Origin of the sequence: Paraburkholderia phymatum (assembly GCF_038900715.1) — a bacterium.
Lineage (GTDB): Bacteria > Pseudomonadota > Gammaproteobacteria > Burkholderiales > Burkholderiaceae > Paraburkholderia > Paraburkholderia phymatum_A.
Genome location: NZ_JAYMRZ010000019.1, coordinates 19,989 through 39,589, shown reverse-complemented (window position 1 = coordinate 39,589; position 19,601 = coordinate 19,989). Strand labels below are relative to the sequence as shown.

19 protein-coding genes and 1 pseudogene are annotated in these 19,601 nt (G+C 58.7%); 12 read left to right on the top strand and 8 right to left on the bottom strand.

All coding sequences use genetic code 11. The features are described 5' to 3' along the window. Positions 1–3 precede the first annotated feature (3 nt). Positions 4–1,317: a histidinol dehydrogenase gene (gene hisD, locus VSR68_RS29295; protein ID WP_342943185.1), complete on the bottom strand. Its 1,314-nt coding sequence runs from the start codon at positions 1,315–1,317 to the stop codon at positions 4–6. Between the two features lie 175 nt (positions 1,318–1,492). Here hisD and VSR68_RS29290 point away from each other — a divergent pair, with 175 nt between their 5' ends. After that, the gene (locus tag VSR68_RS29290; protein ID WP_342943184.1) at positions 1,493–2,545 is read left to right on the top strand and encodes a LacI family DNA-binding transcriptional regulator; all 1,053 of its coding nucleotides are present in this window, start codon (positions 1,493–1,495) and stop codon (positions 2,543–2,545) included. 87 nt (positions 2,546–2,632) lie between these two features. Here the strand turns inward: VSR68_RS29290 and VSR68_RS29285 are convergent, their stop codons facing one another. Then, positions 2,633–2,869, bottom strand: a complete 237-nt coding sequence (locus VSR68_RS29285; protein WP_342943183.1) for an alpha/beta hydrolase — start codon at positions 2,867–2,869, stop codon at positions 2,633–2,635. 836 nt (positions 2,870–3,705) lie between these two features. On the opposite strand from VSR68_RS29285, the gene VSR68_RS29280 reads away from it, so the two are divergent. Further along, positions 3,706–5,055 (top strand): MFS transporter, encoded by a 1,350-nt coding sequence (locus VSR68_RS29280; RefSeq protein WP_342943182.1) that lies wholly within the window; start codon positions 3,706–3,708, stop codon positions 5,053–5,055. Positions 5,056–5,080: 25 nt separating this feature from the next. On the opposite strand, the gene VSR68_RS29275 is transcribed toward VSR68_RS29280, so the two are convergent. After that, positions 5,081–5,989: a LysR family transcriptional regulator gene (locus VSR68_RS29275; RefSeq protein WP_342943181.1), complete on the bottom strand. Its 909-nt coding sequence runs from the start codon at positions 5,987–5,989 to the stop codon at positions 5,081–5,083. A gap of 145 nt (positions 5,990–6,134) precedes the next feature. On the opposite strand from VSR68_RS29275, the gene VSR68_RS29270 reads away from it, so the two are divergent. The 3 genes from VSR68_RS29270 to VSR68_RS29260 are packed head-to-tail and all read left to right on the top strand — an operon-like array spanning position 6,135 to position 8,648. Next, a complete protein-coding gene (locus tag VSR68_RS29270; protein WP_342943180.1) occupies positions 6,135–6,908 on the top strand; it encodes a 3-ketoacyl-ACP reductase in 774 nt (257 codons plus the stop codon). Between the two features lie 41 nt (positions 6,909–6,949). Beyond that, positions 6,950–7,705, top strand: coding sequence for an alpha/beta fold hydrolase (locus VSR68_RS29265; protein ID WP_342943179.1), 756 nt, complete (start codon positions 6,950–6,952; stop codon positions 7,703–7,705). A gap of 58 nt (positions 7,706–7,763) precedes the next feature. After that, positions 7,764–8,648, top strand: a complete 885-nt coding sequence (locus VSR68_RS29260; RefSeq protein ID WP_342943178.1) for an alpha/beta hydrolase — start codon at positions 7,764–7,766, stop codon at positions 8,646–8,648. On the opposite strand, the gene VSR68_RS29255 is transcribed toward VSR68_RS29260, so the two are convergent. Continuing rightward, the gene (locus tag VSR68_RS29255) at positions 8,642–9,691 is read right to left on the bottom strand and encodes a Gfo/Idh/MocA family oxidoreductase (protein WP_342943177.1); all 1,050 of its coding nucleotides are present in this window, start codon (positions 9,689–9,691) and stop codon (positions 8,642–8,644) included. The genes VSR68_RS29260 and VSR68_RS29255 overlap by 7 nt on opposite strands. Before the next feature lie 164 nt (positions 9,692–9,855). Here VSR68_RS29255 and VSR68_RS29250 point away from each other — a divergent pair. Continuing rightward, positions 9,856–10,591, top strand: a pseudogene (locus tag VSR68_RS29250) (IS6 family transposase). 55 nt (positions 10,592–10,646) lie between these two features. Here the strand turns inward: VSR68_RS29250 and VSR68_RS29245 are convergent. The 3 genes from VSR68_RS29245 to VSR68_RS29235 form a co-directional block, all read right to left on the bottom strand. Further along, on the bottom strand, positions 10,647–11,510 hold the full coding sequence (locus tag VSR68_RS29245) for a shikimate dehydrogenase (RefSeq protein ID WP_342943176.1): 864 nt from the start codon (positions 11,508–11,510) through the stop codon (positions 10,647–10,649). A gap of 48 nt (positions 11,511–11,558) precedes the next feature. After that, positions 11,559–12,911: an aromatic acid/H+ symport family MFS transporter gene (locus VSR68_RS29240; protein WP_342943175.1), complete on the bottom strand. Its 1,353-nt coding sequence runs from the start codon at positions 12,909–12,911 to the stop codon at positions 11,559–11,561. Positions 12,912–13,026: 115 nt separating this feature from the next. Then, on the bottom strand, positions 13,027–13,281 hold the full coding sequence (locus VSR68_RS29235; RefSeq protein ID WP_342943174.1) for a Gfo/Idh/MocA family oxidoreductase: 255 nt from the start codon (positions 13,279–13,281) through the stop codon (positions 13,027–13,029). A 225-nt stretch (positions 13,282–13,506) separates the two neighbouring features. Here VSR68_RS29235 and VSR68_RS29230 point away from each other — a divergent pair, with 225 nt between their 5' ends. The 4 genes from VSR68_RS29230 to VSR68_RS29215 are packed head-to-tail and all read left to right on the top strand — an operon-like array spanning position 13,507 to position 16,878. Beyond that, a complete protein-coding gene (locus tag VSR68_RS29230) occupies positions 13,507–14,106 on the top strand; it encodes a nuclear transport factor 2 family protein (RefSeq protein WP_342943173.1) in 600 nt (199 codons plus the stop codon). After that, on the top strand, positions 14,106–15,185 hold the full coding sequence (locus VSR68_RS29225) for a maleylacetate reductase (protein WP_342943172.1): 1,080 nt from the start codon (positions 14,106–14,108) through the stop codon (positions 15,183–15,185). The genes VSR68_RS29230 and VSR68_RS29225 overlap by 1 nt, the downstream gene beginning before the upstream one ends. Before the next feature lie 11 nt (positions 15,186–15,196). Then, the gene (locus VSR68_RS29220; protein ID WP_428983604.1) at positions 15,197–16,063 is read left to right on the top strand and encodes a dioxygenase; all 867 of its coding nucleotides are present in this window, start codon (positions 15,197–15,199) and stop codon (positions 16,061–16,063) included. A gap of 47 nt (positions 16,064–16,110) precedes the next feature. After that, positions 16,111–16,878: a sugar phosphate isomerase/epimerase family protein gene (locus tag VSR68_RS29215; protein WP_342943170.1), complete on the top strand. Its 768-nt coding sequence runs from the start codon at positions 16,111–16,113 to the stop codon at positions 16,876–16,878. A gap of 5 nt (positions 16,879–16,883) precedes the next feature. On the opposite strand, the gene VSR68_RS29210 is transcribed toward VSR68_RS29215, so the two are convergent. Then, the gene (locus tag VSR68_RS29210; RefSeq protein WP_342943169.1) at positions 16,884–17,663 is read right to left on the bottom strand and encodes an IclR family transcriptional regulator; all 780 of its coding nucleotides are present in this window, start codon (positions 17,661–17,663) and stop codon (positions 16,884–16,886) included. A 206-nt stretch (positions 17,664–17,869) separates the two neighbouring features. Between VSR68_RS29210 and VSR68_RS29205 the strand changes: the two genes are divergently transcribed. Further along, positions 17,870–18,700, top strand: coding sequence for a sugar phosphate isomerase/epimerase family protein (locus tag VSR68_RS29205; protein ID WP_342943168.1), 831 nt, complete (start codon positions 17,870–17,872; stop codon positions 18,698–18,700). 14 nt (positions 18,701–18,714) lie between these two features. Continuing rightward, positions 18,715–19,590 (top strand): alpha/beta hydrolase, encoded by an 876-nt coding sequence (locus VSR68_RS29200; protein WP_342943167.1) that lies wholly within the window; start codon positions 18,715–18,717, stop codon positions 19,588–19,590. The last annotated feature ends 11 nt before the right edge of the window (positions 19,591–19,601 follow it).

Sequence of the window (19,601 nt, the reverse complement as noted above, 5' to 3'; positions counted from 1 at the left end):
GCGTCATCGCCCTGCGACACCTGCATAAGGGACATTTTGGTGGCCATAGCGACGTACGCGCAGATTTGCCTGCTCCCCATGCGCGACCATGCCTTCGATAGCGCAGAGACGCGAGCAATAGCTGCCGACCAACGCACTTGCGTCGTCGGTAAGAACCTTCTGATACGTGCAGGTCTTGATGAACTTGCCGACCCACAGCCCACCGGTATAACGCGCCGCGCGCCCCGTCGGCAAAGTGTGATTCGTACCGATCACCTTGTCGCCAAAGGCAACGTTCGTTCGCGGCCCGAGGAACAGCGCCCCGTAGTTCTTCATATACTTGAGGAAATAATCCGGATCCCGCGTCATGACCTGCACGTGCTCGGAAGCGATGCGATCGGCCTCGCTGACCATCTCGTCGACCGTGTCGACGACGATCACCGCCCCGTAGTCCCGCCAGGACACACCGGCCGTGTTGGCCGTGGGCAGTATCTTGAGCAGTCGCTCGACTTCGGCGATCGTCTCCTGAGCGAGTTTGAGCGAGTTCGTCAGCAGAATCGCCGGCGTGTTGAAGCCATGCTCGGCCTGGCCCAGCAGGTCGGTCGCACACATTTCCGCATCGACACTGTCATCAGCAATGACGAGCGTCTCCGAAGGACCGGCGATCAGATCAATACCGATACGCCCGAACAACTGCCGCTTGGCTTCGGCAACGAAAGCATTGCCAGGCCCAACCACCATCGCCACGGAATCAATCGATTCGGTACCGAGCGCCATGGCAGCAATCGCCTGCACGCCACCGAAGGTATAGATCTCATCAGCACCGCCCAGATGCATCGCTGCGACCACGGCCGGATTCGGCTCACCCTGGACCGGCGGCGACGCAGCCAGAATGCGCGACACGCCGGCGACTTTTGCCGTCACCACGCCCATATGTGCGGACGCAACGAGCGGGAATTTCCCACCCGGCACATAGCACGCGACGCTATCGACCGGCATGTTCTTGTGTCCGAGCACCACGCCGGGCAGAGTCTCCGTCTCGACGTCGCGGATAGCCTCACGCTGCACCTGGGCGAAGTTGCGGACCTGCGACTGCGCGAATTTGATGTCCTCGAGCTGCCCCGGCGAAAGTCGCCGGACACAGGCTGCGATCTCGTCGTCGCTGAGACGGAAGGACTCCGGCGACCATTTGTCGAACTGCTCCGAGAACGCGCGCACGGCAGCATCGCCGCGCTTCGATACGTCCGTCAGAATTCCGGTCACCACGTCGCGCACTTTCGCGGCATCCTCCGCAGCACTTTCGGCACTGCGGCCATGTTTCAGAAACTGAATTGCCATCGTTTTTCCCATCCGGTTGTGATTAGATCTCTACACAGGCTTATGTTGCATAAAGATCGATGTGCAAAATTTATCATCGACTGGCTATGCAAATCTCACGCAAATGCTAGCGACTTTCCCTATCGGAAATCAGGCGCGGACAGCATGAAAAAACAGGGCAGGCAAGGAGAAGATCATGTCGATTGAATCTACGGGTACGGAGTCCGCGCATCGGGTACGGCTGGGCGATATCGCCATGAAATTGGGGCTGTCGATATCTACTGTCTCGCGGGCCTTGAGCGGACACACGGCCATCAGCGAGACAACACGACGGGCCGTGCAAACCGCAGCGGCGGAAATGGGCTTCCGCATGCCGTCGGTTGGCAGAAAACCTCGCAAATCAGCAACCCGATTGATCGGTGTTGTCGTGGGTGCACTGCACAACAGTTTCATAACCCAGTTGCTCACCAGCTTGCACGACGAACTTCAGTCAGTCGGCTACCAGATGACGCTGGTGATCGATCCAATGAACAATGCAAGAAACCTAGTCGCATTTCGTCCTCTCATCGAGGGTTATCTCGATGGCCTGATCTTCGCAACCGCAACGCTGGATTCGACCGTGGTTCCAGAAATGCATCGACGCGGTATTCCGCTGGTCCTCGTCGTGCGTAAAGTCGACAACCTCAATGTGGACATCGTCGAAATCGACAATGTATATGCAGGTGCGATGGCCATCGAGCATCTGTTTAGGCTCGGGCACCGCCATATCGGTGTGATTATGGGGCCGGAGAATACATCGACAAGCCGGGATCGTCTGGAAGGCATTCAACGCTGGTTGTCAGAAGCCGGAACTTCAAGCATGTCGATCCACGTGCGCTGGGGCGATTACACGACCGAATCGGGTTACGCCCATACCCTCTCGATGCTCGACGCGCCCTCACCGGTCACCGCCATCATTGCCGGCAACGACACTATAGCGATCGGGGTATTGGATGCAGCCAAAAAACGGAAGACCAGCGTGCCCGATCAATTGTCGGTCGTCGGCTTCGACGATATGCCGCTCGCTGCCTCGACATTGATCGGGTTGACGTCCATCCGTCAACCGGTCGAAATGATGGCGAGCATTGCCGCGCGCAGGTTGATCGCGCGAATTCAACACGGCGGGACGGTATCACCTAGGCATGACATTTTGCCGATCACGCTGGTCGACAGACGGTCGACCGCGCCGGCGCCAGAAGCAAACGGATAGCGGTACGCCTCGCGTACCGCTGCGGCCAACGCAGGTTCAGGTGCTGATTGCACTAGCAAAACGCTGGGGAGCCAGCAGATCTTCGCCTTACTGCTTGTCGAGGAAATCGGTCACTGCCGCGTTCAACGGTGCCGCGCACTCCTCCGGCAGCCAGTGGCCGCAATCAGGCAGCACCATCCCGGTGACGTGATCCGCATAGCTGCTCACGACCCGCTTCTCGTATTCGCCCATGCCGCCATTCCTGCCGCCGCCAATCGCAAGCATCGGCATTTCGATCTTCTGCTTCGCGAGTTCCTTGTTGTCGATCACGCCCTGGTTCAGCACACGGTAGTACTCGAACGCGGAATGCAGGGTCTGCGGCTTCGCATAGGACTTACCGTAGAGATCCAGCAGTCGCGGCGTGAAGACCGCCTTGTTGGTCGCATGCGTCGCGCAATGACGTCCTTGAGCTGGCTGGCCTGCAGCAGCCTGCGGTTGGCTGCGCGTCGTAGCCCCGGTCGGCCATCAGCCGGGCACCAGTGTTGCCGCGGTCCAGCACGTTGTCGGCGACCGCTGCAACTTCCGGCAAGTTTCACGGTATGCCGTGAGCAGTTGTCGACAACCGCTTCGACTATCGCCGTAGGGATGCGCCTGACCTTCCTGCAGGCCGGCATCTCCGCGATCGCATTCGGTCGGGCACCCGTCAAGCATGAGCCCGTCGTTGAAACCCGACGGCTCATGTAATTCCCGGCGGGTTAGTTGAGGTCGTACTTGCCTAGGTCGAGAGGATCGAGAACGTTGCGAGATTGCGGCCGGATCAGCACGGTCACCAAGCACCTCTCAAGACATCACGCGCCAGCCATTCGACTCGAACGGAGTGAAGCCTAAGCCTCCGCCAATACGCTGCGCCGCGTGACCGCCAACGTCACAGAGAGGCTGATCGAAGATGGAGGTCATTACGCGCTGAAAGAGCGGCCAGCCGAATTTAACGAAGCTGTGCGCGAGTTGATTTCCCAGGCTGCCACGACACCTCGACACGCTATATCGAAGAATTGAATAAGGCTCATCGAGCCGGCTTTATGGACACCGCCCGACGAGCCCCCGATACTCGATTTTACCCCGGCGATCACAACACAGCCCGGCTAGAGAATACGGAGACGTTTGTGCATAACGATATAAGGGTGAACGTAGAACAGTTCATCGACTCACAGCCCCTTTCGGCATTCCAGAAGCGCATCCTGGTCTTGTGCTTCTTCGTCGTCGCGGTCGATGGCTTCGACACCTCGGGCATCGGCTTTCTCGGTCCCGCGATCCGAGTAGAGTGGCAAGTGGCGGCCGCAGCGCTTGCTTCTCTGTTCGGTGCAGGACTGCTTGGCTTGACCGCAGGTGCGCTGTTGTTCGGTCCGTTTGCCGATCGTTACGGGCGCAAGCGAATTCTGCTCGTGTCCATCTCTCTGTTCGGCATCGCGAGCCTGGCAGCGGCCGCGTCCCCCAGTCTTACCACTCTGGTTATCGCGCGCTTTTTGACAGGCGTGGGACTCGGCGGCGCCATGCCGAATGCAATCACGCTGGCGCGTGAGTACTCGCCGACATCACGCGCATCGAGTCTCGTCACGCTCATGTTCTGCGGCTTCACAATCGGCGGCGCACTCGGCGGCCTCGTCAGTGCGCAATTCGTGGGCGTGATCGGCTGGCGTGGTGTGCTGGCGATAGGCGGCATCGCCCCGCTTCTACTCGTGCCGGTACTCGCTGCGATGTTGCCGGAATCCCTCGGATTCCGGCTGCTGCGGGGAACTCGAAAAGATTGCGAAGTCGCAACGTCCATCACGGACCGCATTCGCGCGCCTAACACGGCCAAAGTCTCACTGTACGCCGACGCGAAGCCGCCCGGTCAAAAGTCCTCGGTTCGCGAACTGTTCGCACCCAGGAAAGCGCCCGTCACGTTGCTGCTGTGGACGACTTTCTTCATGATCCTGTTGATCGTCTATCTACTGACCAGTTGGTTGCCGGTGCTGCTCGCGGCTGCAGGTGTGTCGCTCAAGCAGGCATCGTTGATGACGATGATGTATCAGGTCGGCGCGACGGTCGGTGGAATCTGGCTGGGCCGACGCATGGATCGTTCCGACCCGCAACGTGTGCTCGCATTGGCTTTCCTGGTCGCGACGGCCCTGATCCTGCTCTGCGCCTTGTCGGAGGGGTCGAAGGTCATCATCGTCGGAACGGTCCTCGGAATAGGCTTTTGCATCGGCGGTGGCACGATCGGCGGCTACGTGCTATCGGGTAGTTACTATCCGACCAGCAGCCGGGCGACGGGCGTGGCATGGTCCAACGCCGCAGGGCGCGTCGGCGCGGTGCTGGGCTCCGTTGCGGGAGGTGCATTGATCGGCTTCGGCGCGAGCTTCGAAACGTTCCTTCTCCTGCTCGCTGTCCCGGGCGTAATTGCCACGTTATCCATGTTTGGTCTCGAACGAGTGCGCCGCGAACACGTGCCGGCGGATCCGTTCGACGCCCGCTCCGCCGAAACCGAGTGAGCCCGACCGTCAGAAGTCGACGCATTCAGGATAGTGGCGCCGTTTCGAGAAACAGGTCCGCGACGACCGAGCGTAACCACCGATGCCCCGCATCATGATGGTTGCGTGAATGCCAGTGCTGTTTCACTGCATAAGCGGAAAGATCGAAAGGAAACGCGAACGAACGGATCGATTTCTCCCTGAGCATTAATGAAGCAAGCCGGGATGGGATCATCGCAACGAGATCGGTGCGCGCGACGATTTCTGCAACACCAAGATAGCTGGGCACTTCAAGCATGACTCTCCGATCGAGCCGCTTTTCGCGCAGAACCCGATTGAGGATGGAGTGTCCCGTTCCGGACGGCGTGACCGCGATATGTCCTTCCGCCAGAAATTCACTGACGCTGGGCTGATCGTTTAGTCGGGGATGATCGGCGGCAATGATGCCGATATACGTTTCCTCCATGAGTTTCTGCTGATAGAACCCGTCATTGAGCTGCGGCATGAATCCGATGGCTAGCTCCACCTCACCGGATTCCAGCATGCCTACCGTTTCGTCGGCGATGTGAGTGATCGTCAGCTTCACTTCCGGTGCGATTGATCGCAACCGATTGAGCCAGCGAGGTAGCAATACGTTTTGAGCGACGTCTGTCAAGGCGACGCGAAAGTTTCGCACGGCCCGTTGCGGATCGAACAGTGTCTGGTATTTGGACACGGTCTCGAAGGTGGCCAGCAGTTCCAGTACTTGTTCGTAGAGGTCGATGGCAAAGGGAGTCGGTTCCATCCCATGAGCGAAGCGCACGAACAGCGGATCGTGATAGTGCTCACGCAGTTTTGCCAGATTGAATGAAACCGTCGGCTGCGACAAACCGAGATTGACCGCGGCCTGCGAGACGCTGCCAGCTTTGTAGGTCTCCGCGAACACGGTGAGCAGCTTGACGTCGAGTTCTGCCATTTTTCTAACCCATCGAAAAGTGTCAACGCGCACTCGGTGGATATGTTCATGCTGCGAGCGGTTCTCGAGTGCGTAGATGAGGTTACCACCTGAGCCTGCCTGATCGCAGGCATCGGAATGATGTTTTTTATTGGAAGGAAACCTTATGAAAACGAGCTCTCCAGTCGCACTGGTCACAGGCGGCAGACGTGGTATCGGCAGAGGCATCGTCTGGAGTCTTGCGGAAGAAGGATTCGATATCGTCATCAACGATCTGTGCGATGACGACGCCATGCGCGAGACGATCGCCGGCGTCGAAGCCAGAGGACGCAAATGGGCGATCGCGATCGGAGACATTGCCGCGCTGGACGAACAGGACGACCTCGTGGAACGCGCATGGTCGGCCTTCGGGTGCATCGACACGCTCGTCAATAACGCCGGCGTTTCGGTGCTGTCGCGCGGCGATCTGCTCGATGTTTCGGTCGAAAGCTATGACCGTAATCTGGATATCAATCTTCGTGGACCGTTCTTTCTGACTCAGCGGATGGTCCGCAGGATGATGAGTGTCCCCGCGCCCGAACACTATCGCTCCATCGTCTGCATCTCATCGACGAGTGCGGAAACCGTCAGCGTCAACCGCGGCGAGTACTGCATCTCCAAAGCGGGCGTCTCGATGATGGTCAGGCTATTCGCCACGCGTCTGGCTGCGCACGGCATCGCGGTGCATGAAATTCGGCCTGGCATCATTCGTACCGACATGACAGCGGTCTCGGCGGCGAACTTCGATGAACGCATTCGCGACGGACTCACGCCGATTCGTCGATGGGGCGCGCCCGATGATATCGGCAGCGCGGTTGCTGCGCTCGCCATCGGCACGTTTGCCTTTTCTACCGGAAGTGCCTTCGAACTCGACGGCGGCATGCATATAAACCGTTTTTAGTCGCGAGTGCAGCGCGCTACTCGACACTCTGGAGGTTTCAAGTGAAGCGGACCATTGTTCTGATACACGGCGCATGGCACTGGGGCGGCTGCTTCCAGAAGGTCGCCACGTTGCTTGCCGCTCAGGGACATCCCGTGCTTTCCCCCGATCTCAAGTCGCACGGACTGGATCCGGCGAGCTACGAGCAGGTCACGGATATGGCCGACTACACGGCAGCCGTTAGCGAATTGATGGAAAACGCAACGGAACCCGTCATCTTGCTCGGACACAGCATGGGCGGCATGGCGCTGACTTATCTCGGCGAGAAGTATCCGCAAAAGATCGGCAAGCTCATTTACCTGACGGCTTTCATGACGCCTCCCGGCAAGTCGGCGAACGATTATCTACTTTCCGACGGGTACAGAAACGATCCCTCCGTTGCGAAGCTTTTCGATGTCGTGACGCCATCGGCGGACGGCAAGGGTGTCGCGTTGAATGTCGACGACATCGCCACGATGCGGTCATCGTTCTACGGCGATTGCAGTGACCGGGACGTCGCCGTAGCCGCAGCCAACGTCGTGCCAACGACCTCCGCCGTGCCGTATCTCGCCCTTTCAGAAACGACGCCGGAAAGATTCGGCTCGATTCCTCGCGTGTTCATTGAATGCACGCAGGACTTGGCTCTCCCCATCGGTCAGCAACGGTGCATGCAGGCCGACGTGCCCGGCGCGAAGATCGTCACGATGGAGACCAGCCACTCGCCGTTTTTCTCTCAGCCTGAACTTCTCGCGGAAATCATCCGCAAAGAAGCCGACTAAGGCTCGCCGGAATGCGCGACTCGATACCTGAATGACGATATGAATCGGAGAACACGATATGACGTTCGATAGTGAAATTTCCCCTGACCATCTCCCCGGCGGATTCCGGCATGACACCGCGTACGTGGCAGATGTGAAGCTGCACTGTGTGACGGGCGGCCAGCCGGTCGGCACGGCGCCGCTCATGCTGCTCATCCATGGCTTCCCGCAGAACTGGTGGGAATGGAATCGCTTGCTTCGTCCGCTCGGCGAAAATTTCACCTTGATCGTGCCGGATCTGCGAGGAGTAGGCTTCTCCGACAAGACGGACTCCGGCTATACGAAGACGCAGCTTGCAGCCGATCTGTTCGGTGTCGTCCAGAGCTTCGGCGACGACCCGCCGCATGTCGTGGGTCATGATATCGGCGCGATGGTCGCTTACGCCTATGCATGGCAGTTTCCCACGCGCTCACTGACCGTCCTCGACGCTTCCATTCCCGGCGTCGGCGATTGGGACGAGATCGCAGCGAGTCCGCTGCTATTCCATTTCTCCTTTCACCAGAAGCCCTTTCTTCCCGAGGCCCTGATTTGTGGAGGCCGCGAGCATATCTACATCAGCTCGTTCATCAACGATCGAATCGACAATGCGGCGGCGATAACGGCACGCGATATGGAAGAGTATGTCCGCGCCTATTCGCATCCCGGCGCGTTTCGGGCGGCAATGGAGATGTATCGCCAGTTCCCGCAGGATGTCATCGAGAATCGCAACGCACCACGCTTGCCGGATTCCGTTCCTGTTCTCGCGCTGGGCGGCGACCGCCGTTGGGGACCGCACATCGTCGGCCGGATGAGCGCGGTGGCCGACAATGTGCGCGGTGGTTCGCTGCCCCGATGCGGGCACTTTCTCGCTGAAGAACAGCCTGAACTGCTCGTCGCCGCATTACGGGAGTTCTGCGATCACTGAATGACCGAGGGCGTCGCCGGCCGCGACGTCCGCGCCGCCTCGACCACGGCGAGTGTCGCCGCAAGGGTCCGGGCGGCGTCGTGTCCGCCGATTACGGGCCGAGCGTCGCCCTTCACGACATCGACGAAATGACGTAACTGCGCCGCGTACACGTTTTCTTCGACGATGCAGAGGCGCGTATCGTGAATCGGCTGGTCCCGGCCTTTCTTTCCGCGATACGACCACAACGCCAGATCCGGCAGCGTGAGCGCGCCGTCTGTACCGGCAAAAAAGTGCGTGGGTACGGGGCGATAATCGAAAAGCGCCCGGTCTTCGCCCGCTGTGGTGTCCCAGTTCCACGGCGTCGAAGCCGTGTCGGACAGACTGACATTGGCGAGCGCGCCGCTTGCGAGTGTCAGCGTGCACGCCGCCGAATCTTCGACATCGTGTCCGCGAATCGCGTTCGACGTCACCGCCTGCACCGAGACGATTTCGCCGCACAGATGCCGAAGCAGGTCGATCTCATGGATCAGATTGATGAGAACCGGCCCCCCGCCGGGCTGCCGCCGCCAGGGCACTTCGAAGTAGGCGTCGGGCTTGTACATCAGACACATGATGTTCGCCAGAACCAGTTTGCCGATTCTGCCGCCTTCGATCGCCTCCTTCACCGCGCGCACCCTCGGATTATGCCGGCGATGATGTCCGACCAGCATCGCGACGCCCGCCCCGGCAGCTGCATCGGCGAGCCTGCGGGCGGCGTCGAGATCGTCGGCGATGGGCTTTTCCATCAACAATGGCAACTTTCGCGCGATGCACGCCAGCCCCACGTCGAGATGCGTGTGATTCGGCGTGCACACGATGGCGGCATCGACATCGAGGCGCGCGAGCGCCTCGCGATAATCGCGGTAGTACGGCACGTTCAGCGCGTCCGCGTACGGGGCCGCCTCGGGCGAAGGATCGGCAATCGCGGCGAGGCTGCACGCGTCGTTGTGAGCGATTTCGTGTACGTGACGCTTGCCGATCACGCCTGCGCCGATCACGGCAATATTGATTCGTTCGGTCATTCAACTCCCCTTTGTTAGCAATTGCCGCGCGAGAAACGGAGCGAGTTCGCGCAACACCTCTTCGTGCGATTTTTCCTGCAACAGATGATGCCGCCAATGCCGCATCCGCTGACGTCGTCCGGGCGTTGTCACGTTAGCAAGGGCGGTCGAGTTAAGATGACCAGATGACAAAGACCAAATCGCTCTATCACGGCTCGCCAGTTCCCTGCGGCGGTCATGAGCTGCGCGGTGCGTTGGTACTCCCGGTTTCAGTTGAGCCTGCGCGACATCGAAGAATTGCTGTTCGAGCGTGGCGTCGTGGTCAGTTATGAAACGATCCGGCGTTGGTGCGATAAATTCGGCGCGGGCTTTGCGCATCGCGTTAAGGTTTCTCGTCACAAACCTGGCGCGACATGGCACCTCGACGAGGTGTTCCTGACGCCGCGCGGCGAACCCTGGCTGCTGGGGCGTGCGGTCGACCGACACGGCGTCGAACTCGATATTCTCTTCCAGAAGCGCCGCGACAAGACCGCGGCGAAACGGTTCTTCAAGCGCGTTCTTGCGTCCTGTGCCGAAGCACCGCGCAAGATTGTGACCGACCAACTACGCAGCTATCCGGTTGCGAAAGCCAAACTCGCCGAGTTGACGAACGTCAAGCATGTCTTTGACAAAGCCAGCGCCCGGGTCAACAACCGCGCAGATAATAGTCATCAACCCACGCGGGAACGCGAGCGTCGGATGCGTGGTTTCCTCGTCCTTCACCGCACCCAAGCGTTCCTGTCGAGCTTCGGCCCGATCCGGCAGCACTTCTCGCTCAAAAGGCATTTGCTACGCGCGTCGCTTTATCGCAACCGGCTCGCCGCGCGCTTTGTCACATGGCGTCACTTCACTGAGCCCACCCGAGGTTCATCCGCTTTCTGAGAGCAGGGCTACCTCTCCGCCATTGCGTCGCGAAGAAGTCAACGTGACAGCGCCCTTATAGGGTCTCACCATTCCAGTCGAATGATGCAGGCAAGCCAAAAAAAGCCACGGCTATCGGCATGGCGTGATTCATCATGTTTCGTCCGTGATGAACATGGAGTCCGCGGCGACGCGCCGCCCCAAGCAGCGCGGTCATGGAAGGCTCCATGATTACGTCTGCAACGGTTGCATGCGGAGGTAGTGCTTCGACAGAGAAAGGCAAGGGATCGTCGGCATTGAGACCAACGGGGGACGCATTAATGGCGATATCGACTTCCCCCATCGAAGGCGAACCGGTTGTCACGCGCGCGTTGGATACAGCGGCAATGGAACGCGCCAAATCACGCGCGCGGCGTTCATCAACATCATTGACAGTGAGGCTGGCGATTTTTTCCATTGCGAGCGTCCATCCAATGCACCCGCCCACGCCGCCGCAGCCATGCAGATAGACGTTGGCACCATCCAGGCTAACGCCATCCGCCCGCAAGCCCGCGAGAAAACCGGCACCATCGACATTGTCGCCCTCCCAGGCACCGTCGGCGCGTCGGCGAAGAAGATTCAGGGAACCGACGCGCCGCGCACGCTCCGTCAAAACGTCGGCGTGATTCATCGCAGCGACCTTGTGCGGCATGGTGAAGATCGCTCCGTCGACATTTTCGGTGAGCTTCAAGCCTTTCATAACCGTATCGAAGTTTGAAGCGGACACGTCCGCAGGCAGCATTAGCGCGTTCACGCCATACCGCCGCATGAGCGTGCTCCAGACCACCGGCGCGCGAACATGTGCGATGGGTGAGCCCAAGATGTAAAAGAGACGCGTCAGCGCATCAACGGGTGCGTCAAGCAATCGCTTTTCGTCTGCCAACTTCGAACTTTCGACCATTATCTACTCCTTGGCGCGGCCGCGTTCCACGACCGCAGTAGTATGTTTTTATCTAGACGGTGCATTTCGCAGCAACGGCGTCATCCTGTCGCTACGGCGACAGCCCAGGTATCCGGCGACGATTGCAATACCAATTGGTATAGTCAAGAACATAAAGAGTTCACCGAAACTCCAATTGAGGCTCAGCAGGATCGCACCTGCTTGAGCCCCAGATACGGCTCCGAAGCGCCCTATACCTGTCATCCAGCTTGTCCCGGTGGCTCTCATCTCCGTCGGATAGTAGCTTGCGGCCATAGCGGTCCATCCGGTATTGGTGGAGTTCGTGCAGTAGCCGAGCAGGAAAACCATTGTCATCAAACCAAACAGCGCGAAGGAAATCTTTGCCAGAATGACCGCGAGGACCCCTGCGATGAAAAGAGTCCCCATCATGACCCTGTGCGCCTTGAAGCGGTCCATCTCCCACCCAATGACGATATTCCCGAGGGTGCCGCCTACCTGCATCATGGCCGCGACGCGCGCCGCTTCGCTGAGCGAAAAGTGATTACCCTTCAGCATGATTGGTAGCCAGCTATTGAGAAAATAGACTGTCATCAGGTTCATGAAAAGACCAACCCAAAGCGCTAGCGTTACCCTCGTATGAGGCTTGCTCACAATGAGCCGGATTGCGCCCTGCCCTACGTGAGCATGCTCGGTTGTAACAAACGTGGTCGATGAGTCTGCCACAGACGGATCGATCTGGCTGAGGACCCGCATCAGCGCGTCGCGTCCGCCTTGCCTCACCGCCAGGAATTTTGCGGACTCAGGAAGCATGATCGCCAGGACAATGGCAAAAACGATCGGGACAATGCCGCCGACCACAAGTACCGACTGCCAGCCGTGCCGAGCGATGAGATAAGTCGACAGAAAACCTCCACCGGCAGCGCCCAGCGTGAAGCCGCAATAGATCACGGTCACCATAATCGAGCGGTACTTTCTCGGGGCATACTCAGACGCAAGAGTCGCCGCGTTCGGCTGCGCCGCGCCTAGTCCAAGTCCGGTCAAAAAGCGCATCACCGAGAGCGCGGCGACGTTCGGCGACCAGGCAGATAGCAGGCTCATCACACCAAAGAAAAAAACTGCGCCGATCACGATTTTCCGCCTGCCGAAGCGGTCGGCCAGTGGTCCTCCGGTCAAGGCTCCAATCGCCAGGCCGAAGAGCCCCATGGTCAGGACGGGACCTAGTGCGACATGACCGAGTTTCCAATCATCAATGATCGCCGGGGCGATAAAGCCCATTGCAACGACGTCGAACCCATCGAGTATCAATACAGTCAATCCAAGCAGCAGGACTCTCCAATGGAACGCGCCGAAAGCGCGTGTTTCGAGAAACTCCTGAATCTTCAGTTGTTTGACAGCAGACATCCGAGTCTCCGTAATTATTCCAAGGTTCGATTGGGCTCAAAGCGATCCCTTTCATGCCCCCAACCGTTCTAAGTAGCGCCTCCCTACTGCTTTGAACCGCGCATCGGTGCGCAAATCAATCTTTTGCCCGGTCTGCGCGGCTTCCGTCACGGCAAAAGTCACCCACGATGACCGCGTCGATGCGATCTTCCTCCAGCAGTTCCCGATAGTCCCTATGAAGCGGCACGCCCTGGGAAGCGGCGTGAGCCGAAGCCTCGGGCGATGGATCAACATTGGCCGCGAGCCTGCACTGATCGTTATTTGCGATCTCACGGATGTGGCGCTTGCCGATGACTCCCGCACTGACTACCGCAACGTTGATCTGCGGCATGCGATTCGCCCTCCCATAAATGTCCATGCATGGAAACATGTTTCTACATATGACCAACTGGATTGTAGAAATCACGCTAATCGAAAGTCAACGATTTTCGTCACGAAGTTTCCATGCTGGAACAAACACGGGTTTATCCTGAAGCCATGAAAAATTAGGCTTGACTCTATCGGCGGAAGAACCCACTATGCGAACATATTCCCATACATGAACTCGGAGATTTTAATGAATGATTTGATGCTTGAGCGCCTGGCCATTCGCGAGGCGATTGAAAACTGGGCCGTCTGGCGCGATGCCGGAGACTGGGATCGCTTCGCAAAGCTTTGGCACCCGGAGGGTGTGATGATGGCAACCTGGTTTCAGGGCACGGGCGCCGAGTTCATAGGCGTGACGCAAGAGGGGTGGAAGCGCGGGGTGAGCATTCTGCATTTTCTTGGCGGGACGTCGATTGAGCTCGCTGGCGCCCGGGCAATTGCGCAGACCAAAATGACAATTTCACAGCGAGGAGACGTAGAAGGTCACCTCTGCGATGTCGTCTGCACCGGCCGCTTCTATGACTTCTACGAAAAAGTTGATGGTGCGTGGCTGCTGCGCTTGCGTCAGCCGATCTACGAAAAGGACCGCCTGGATCCGGTTGAAACCGGGGTGAAGCTGGATCTCGATACCGAAATACTTTGCCGCTTTCCCGAAGGCTATCGCCATCTAGCTTATATCCAGACGAAGATCGGCTACGCCGTCAAACGTGACATGCCTGGACTCACCGGCTCCGCCGTCGAAGCGCTGTATGAGCGCGGCCGCGCGTGGCTCGAAACGGGACGTCTGTAATGGGTGGTCAGCTCGACACTTTCACGTACAACGCGCTCCCGGCTCGCGTCATTATGGGCGCGGGAAAGCGTGCGGAAGTGGCCGCCGAAGTCGGAAGGGTGAACTGTGCACGTCCCTTGATCGTCACGACGCGCGATCAGGCTGCGCTCGGCGAAGACATCGCGCGACGGCTCGACGCTCAACAAGTCAGCCGCTTCGCCGATGCCACGATGCACACACCCTGGCCTGTGACTCAGCAAGCGCTCGAGGTCGTGCAAGGCTCGCGGATCGATTGCGTGATTGCAATCGGCGGGGGTTCGTCCATCGGCCTCTCGAAGGCGATCGCATTGCGTACTGGTTTGCCGCAAATAGTGCTACCGACAACCTACGCCGGTTCCGAAGTCACGCCGATCATTGGTGAGACCCGTGATGGGCAAAAGTCCACTCAGCGCACGCTGGACGTACTGCCCGAAGTCGTCATCTACGATGTCGAGCTGACGCTGAGCCTGCCCGTCACCCTGAGCAGCGCGAGCGGTCTCAACGCCATCGCGCATGCAGTCGAAGCCCTGTACGCGGTGGACGCGAATCCGATTACCTCGTTAATGGCAGAAGAAGGCATCGCGGCACTGGCAGAGTCGTTGCCGCACATCGTGCAGGCACCCGAGTCAATCGAGGCGCGACGCCTCGCTCAATACGGCGCATGGCTTTGCGGGACGTGTCTCGGAACCGTCGGAATGGGCTTGCATCACAAGATCTGCCACGTCCTCGGCGGAACGTTCGACCTCGCGCATGCGCCGACGCATGCGGTCATGATTTCCCATGTCGCCGCCTATAACGCCTCTTCCGCGCCATCCTCAATGGCCCGAATCGCACGCGCGCTGAAGGCACGCGACGCATGGACCGGCCTTTACGATCTAGCCACCAATCTTGATTTGCCCGTTTCCCTCGAGGCTCTCGGCATGCCCGAGACGGGAATCGATCTTGCCGTGGAGTTGATCATGCAGAACACTTACTCGAACCCGCGAGCGCCCGACGTTCCCGCGCTCGTCAACATGCTTCGGCGGGCATGGAAAGGGTTGCCGCCCCAGCCGATGGAATGAGGATGTCCCCAATGCGAAACTTCAACGAAGACAACATCACACAGGCCGTGCTCGATAGACTGATTGGCTGCACGGACCCGCGCACGCGCAAGATCAGCGAGGCACTCGTGCGTCATCTGCATGCTTTCGTGAAAGAGATAGAACCGACGGAAGCGGAATGGTCCCGCGCCATTGCGTTCCTCACCGACACTGGACACATGTGCTCGGACACGCGGCAGGAGTTCATCCTGTTGTCGGACACGCTTGGTGTCTCCATGCTTGTCGATGCGATCAATCATCGCTTCGATGGTGACGCGACACAAACCACCGTGCTTGGCCCGTTTTACGTGGAAGAAGCCGCCGATCTTCAGTCAGGCGCAAATATCTCGCGCGAGCCCAAGGGAATACCACTAATCGTCGAAGGCACGGTTGAAGATGCACACGGCAAGGGAATCGCAAACGCGATGATCGAGACGTGGCACGCCGACGGGAGCGGCCAGTATGACGTCCAGCGCGTCACCGGCAAGTCGGCGTTGGACCTGCGCGCGCGCTTTCGCACTGATGCAAACGGCCGCTTCTGGTATCGATCCGTCGTGCCGGCCGCCTACCCGATTCCTGACGATGGCCCAGTCGGCAAGATGCTCGACGCACAGGGACGTCATCCGTTTCGCCCTGCGCACGTACACTTCAAGTTGAGTGCGCCGGGTTACGAGACCATCGTGACGCATGTCTTCATCGACGACGCCCCCTATCTGGATTCGGATGTCGTGTTCGGCGTGAAAGATGCCCTCATAACGAAGCTTCTGAAGATAGATGGGCACGTCAGCCCCGGTGGCCACGAAGTCGACCCGAACACAATGCTGCTCACGTACCGATTCGTGCTTCCCAGTCAATCGTAGATCTTCCGGAGAGACTCATGCACAGACTTTCTCTTCATCACCTGACGATGCTCGATGCGCATCCTCTTCAACTCGCCGATGCCGCCATTGCCGGCGGATTCGATTATTACGGGTTGCGCGTCGTCGCGCCGACGAGCGCCGACACGATCGTCGACGTAGCACACAATCCCGCTCTCATTCGTGAACTCGCGGCAAGAACTGAAGCGACCGGTGTGGGGCTGCTCGATATCGAAGCGATCTGGTTGCAAGCCGGCACACGCATCGACGAATTGCTTCCGGCCCTCGAGGCGGGTCATCGTCTGGGCGCGAGGCATGCGCTTGCAGTCGGCTACGACAACGATCAGGCTCGCCTCTTCGACAACTTCTGCGCCCTGTGCGAAGCCGCCGCTCGCTTTGACATGACAGTTGGCCTTGAATTGATCACCTACTGCCCGATTGGCACGCTAGACCGCGCGCTCTCGCTGATCGGCGAAAGCTGCCAGTCCAACGCGAGAATACTGATTGACACACTGCAAGTATTTCGCTCCGGCGCCACCGTCGACGATATCGCCGCTGTCGAACAGCGCCTCGTCGAATATATACAGATCAGCGACGGCCCACGGATATCGCCAGCTTCGGTCGACGAACGGCGGACCGAAGCGCGTACCGCACGTCGTCTGCCCGGCGAAGGCGAGCTTCCATTGCGCGAACTGCTGACCAGACTGCCCGCCAATCTGACGCTTGCCGTCGAAGCTCCGACCCTCGAATTGCGAGGTCAACCTTTCGATCGGCAGGCGCGCACGATCATGGAACGGATGCGACGCTTTCTCGCCTGAAAGCGTCATCCTCCAAAGTACTGACGCTGAATTCTCGCCGCCGACGCCGTCAGAATCGCAACAGCGCGCTCACCGATTTCGCTCGAATAACGTACCGCGGGGATCGCAAGATTCAGCGAACCAAGCGGAAAGGCACTCGCCGACAGAATTGGCACACCAATCCCTACGATGCCCGGCGTGAATTCTTCCATTGAAGTCGCGAAGCCTTTCTTGCGCACATCCTCGAGCGTCGCAATCAAGGCTTTCTTCGTAGATATGGTGTTTTTCGTGAAGCGCTCGAATGTCACCGATCGCATGTACTCCTCGCGCATCACGTCGGGAAGGTAAGCGAGTATTGCCTTACCTCCAGACACCGCATAAAGCGGCGCCAGATCACCGAGCCGCATGTGAGATTGGAGTCGTTGTTGACTGATGACGGTGGCAACGACTTCTACCTCATCGCCTTTAAGCTGGTTGAGCGCGCATGACTCCGCAGTCTGTTGCGTGATGTCACGCAAAACGGGTTCCGCACATGCGATCAGGCTTCGCATCTGGTTCGACTGCTGCGCGAGCTTGACGATTGTGTCTCCGAGCCGGTAGCCCTTGGTTTCGGCCACGAAACGAAGATAGCCGCGGTCCGTGAGGTTCCGGATGAGCTTCGTTAAGCTACTTTTTGGAATATTGAGCGCCTCGGCTATCTCTGCATGTGACATCTCACGGCCCCACTGAGCAAGAAGCTCCAGAACATCAAGCGTCCGGTCAGCCGACTTTACGGTACTTGTCGTCCCAATTTCGTTTGCGCGCATAACATAGGATCTAAGTTTCTGTATGGGAACATACTATCTGATGTGGTCCAAATGTCAAGTTGCCCATCCCGACGCATTGCATGCGTGGCGTCAGACAAGGGTCGAAAAACCTCTTGTTCCCATAAAGGAACTGGTTCACAATGAGATTTCATACTCGAGATGACGACAACGCGTCGATCATCTCAACGCATACTCATGAGGAGCACATGGAAAAAGTCGCGCAAAGTTTTGGAGGCAGCACCTTCTCATTCATGTGGCAAGATACTGCGCTCGCCGCCATGCGGAAGATGCAAGCGATCGGCCTGAACGATTTCGACGCCCTGGTCGTCCCCGGACATCTTTGGCCCGATGAACTCTCCGCTAACGACAGGTCGAGCCTGGCCAGCACCCTGAGAAGCGAAGGCCTTCGCATCGAATCGCTCAATCTTCCGGCGCTCGACCTGAATCTGGTCAGTCGTGTCGAGGCGTTCCGGCGCTATTCGGTTGAGGTCTACACCAGCACGATGCAACTTGCCTCAGATCTCGGCGCTGGTGCCGTCGTTGTGGTCCCGGGCAGGGTGTCGTCGCTGTTCCCTCCGTCCAGCACGGATTCGGAGCTTCTGCTTCGCGACAGCCTGGAGCAGCTTCTTCGCGTCGCAGAGCGACTCGATCAAAAGATCTTCCTGGAGCTTCATCCGCAAACGCCCATCCCGACTACTGGCGCAATGCTTGCCTTCATCGACGGACTGCCTCATGAAAGGCTTCTGATTGCCTACGACGTCTCGAACGCGGAATTCGTTGGAGAAGATCAGCCCGACGCGATCAGGCGATCGGCCAATCGCATCGGGCAACTCCATCTTTCTGATGGCACACGAAGCCAGTGGCGTCATGACCGTATCGGCCTTGGAACGGTGCGCTTCCATGAAATCCTGAGTGCGGTGAAAGAAACGGGAGTTTCCGCAACCCCCATCCTCGAAATCATTTCCTCGTCACCACTGGAAGATTTGAACGCGTCGGCCGATGCGCTCAAGCGCAGCGCGATCGATTACCCGAATTAACGGAGTTTTCTGCCATGCGTTTTTCTCAAGATGCTGTTCAATTGCCGCCGTCATTCGAGCATCGGTCCGCAATCGTGAACGATGTCAATCTGCACTATGTGATCGGTGGCAAGGCGCTGGGTTCCGCGTCACTGATGCTCCTCATACACGGTTTCCCGCAAAACTGGTGGTGCTGGAATAGCGTCATCGCCGAACTGGGAGAGCGATATACCGTCGTAGCGCCGGACCTCAAGGGCGTTGGCCTGTCGGACAAGCCCGCGTCCGGATATACGAAGCGCGAGATGGCCGCCGATCTCCACGCTCTCGTCGAGAGCCTGCATGGAGCACCCGCGCATATTGTCGGTCACGATATCGGCGGGATGATTGCCTACGCTTACGCAAGCCGCTATGACGCGCGTTCACTCACAATCATCGATGTGACCATTCCCGGTATCGGTGATTGGGATCAGGTGATCGCGGATCCGCATGTCTGGCATTTCGCCTTTCATCAAAAGCGTGATCTGCCTGAAGCCTTGATCGTCGGTGGACGGGAGCATGTGTACATCAGCTCGTTTATCGATCAGCAAACATTCCGTCGAGGTTCTATCTCGCTTCCGGACATCAACGAGTATGTCGAGGCGTACAAGCACCCGGGTGCATTTCGATGCGCCATGGAGATGTACCGCCAGTTCCCTCAGGACGCAATTGACAACCGCAGTGCAGGACGACTTCCCGAAAAACTCCCGGTGCTCGCCATTGGCGGCGAAAAGCGCTGGGCCGGCCGCGTCGGCGAACGCCTTGCCACGGTGTCATCGAACGTGACAAGCGTATCGATTCCAGACGCCGCCCACTTCGTCGCCGAAGAGCAGCCAGAGCGCTTCATCGAGGCGATGATCAAGTTTTGCCGCTGAGTACACACAAA

Excerpts from the sequence above, each read along its gene's own strand:
- VSR68_RS29245 (WP_342943176.1), bottom strand. The coding sequence starts at position 11,510 with ATGGTCGAAAGTTCGAAGTTGGCAGACGAAAAGCGATTGCTTGACGCA.
- VSR68_RS29215 (WP_342943170.1), top strand. The coding sequence starts at position 16,111 with ATGCTCGATGCGCATCCTCTTCAACTCGCCGATGCCGCCATTGCCGGC.
- VSR68_RS29220 (WP_428983604.1), top strand. The coding sequence starts at position 15,197 with ATGCGAAACTTCAACGAAGACAACATCACACAGGCCGTGCTCGATAGA.
- hisD (WP_342943185.1), bottom strand. The coding sequence starts at position 1,317 with ATGGCAATTCAGTTTCTGAAACATGGCCGCAGTGCCGAAAGTGCTGCG.
- VSR68_RS29225 (WP_342943172.1), top strand. The coding sequence starts at position 14,106 with ATGGGTGGTCAGCTCGACACTTTCACGTACAACGCGCTCCCGGCTCGC.
- VSR68_RS29270 (WP_342943180.1), top strand. The coding sequence starts at position 6,135 with ATGAAAACGAGCTCTCCAGTCGCACTGGTCACAGGCGGCAGACGTGGT.
- VSR68_RS29205 (WP_342943168.1), top strand. The coding sequence starts at position 17,870 with ATGGAAAAAGTCGCGCAAAGTTTTGGAGGCAGCACCTTCTCATTCATG.
- VSR68_RS29290 (WP_342943184.1), top strand. The coding sequence starts at position 1,493 with ATGTCGATTGAATCTACGGGTACGGAGTCCGCGCATCGGGTACGGCTG.
- VSR68_RS29275 (WP_342943181.1), bottom strand. The coding sequence starts at position 5,989 with ATGGCAGAACTCGACGTCAAGCTGCTCACCGTGTTCGCGGAGACCTAC.
- VSR68_RS29230 (WP_342943173.1), top strand. The coding sequence starts at position 13,507 with ATGAATGATTTGATGCTTGAGCGCCTGGCCATTCGCGAGGCGATTGAA.
- VSR68_RS29255 (WP_342943177.1), bottom strand. The coding sequence starts at position 9,691 with ATGACCGAACGAATCAATATTGCCGTGATCGGCGCAGGCGTGATCGGC.
- VSR68_RS29240 (WP_342943175.1), bottom strand. The coding sequence starts at position 12,911 with ATGTCTGCTGTCAAACAACTGAAGATTCAGGAGTTTCTCGAAACACGC.
- VSR68_RS29200 (WP_342943167.1), top strand. The coding sequence starts at position 18,715 with ATGCGTTTTTCTCAAGATGCTGTTCAATTGCCGCCGTCATTCGAGCAT.
- VSR68_RS29260 (WP_342943178.1), top strand. The coding sequence starts at position 7,764 with ATGACGTTCGATAGTGAAATTTCCCCTGACCATCTCCCCGGCGGATTC.
- VSR68_RS29210 (WP_342943169.1), bottom strand. The coding sequence starts at position 17,663 with ATGCGCGCAAACGAAATTGGGACGACAAGTACCGTAAAGTCGGCTGAC.
- VSR68_RS29235 (WP_342943174.1), bottom strand. The coding sequence starts at position 13,281 with ATGCCGCAGATCAACGTTGCGGTAGTCAGTGCGGGAGTCATCGGCAAG.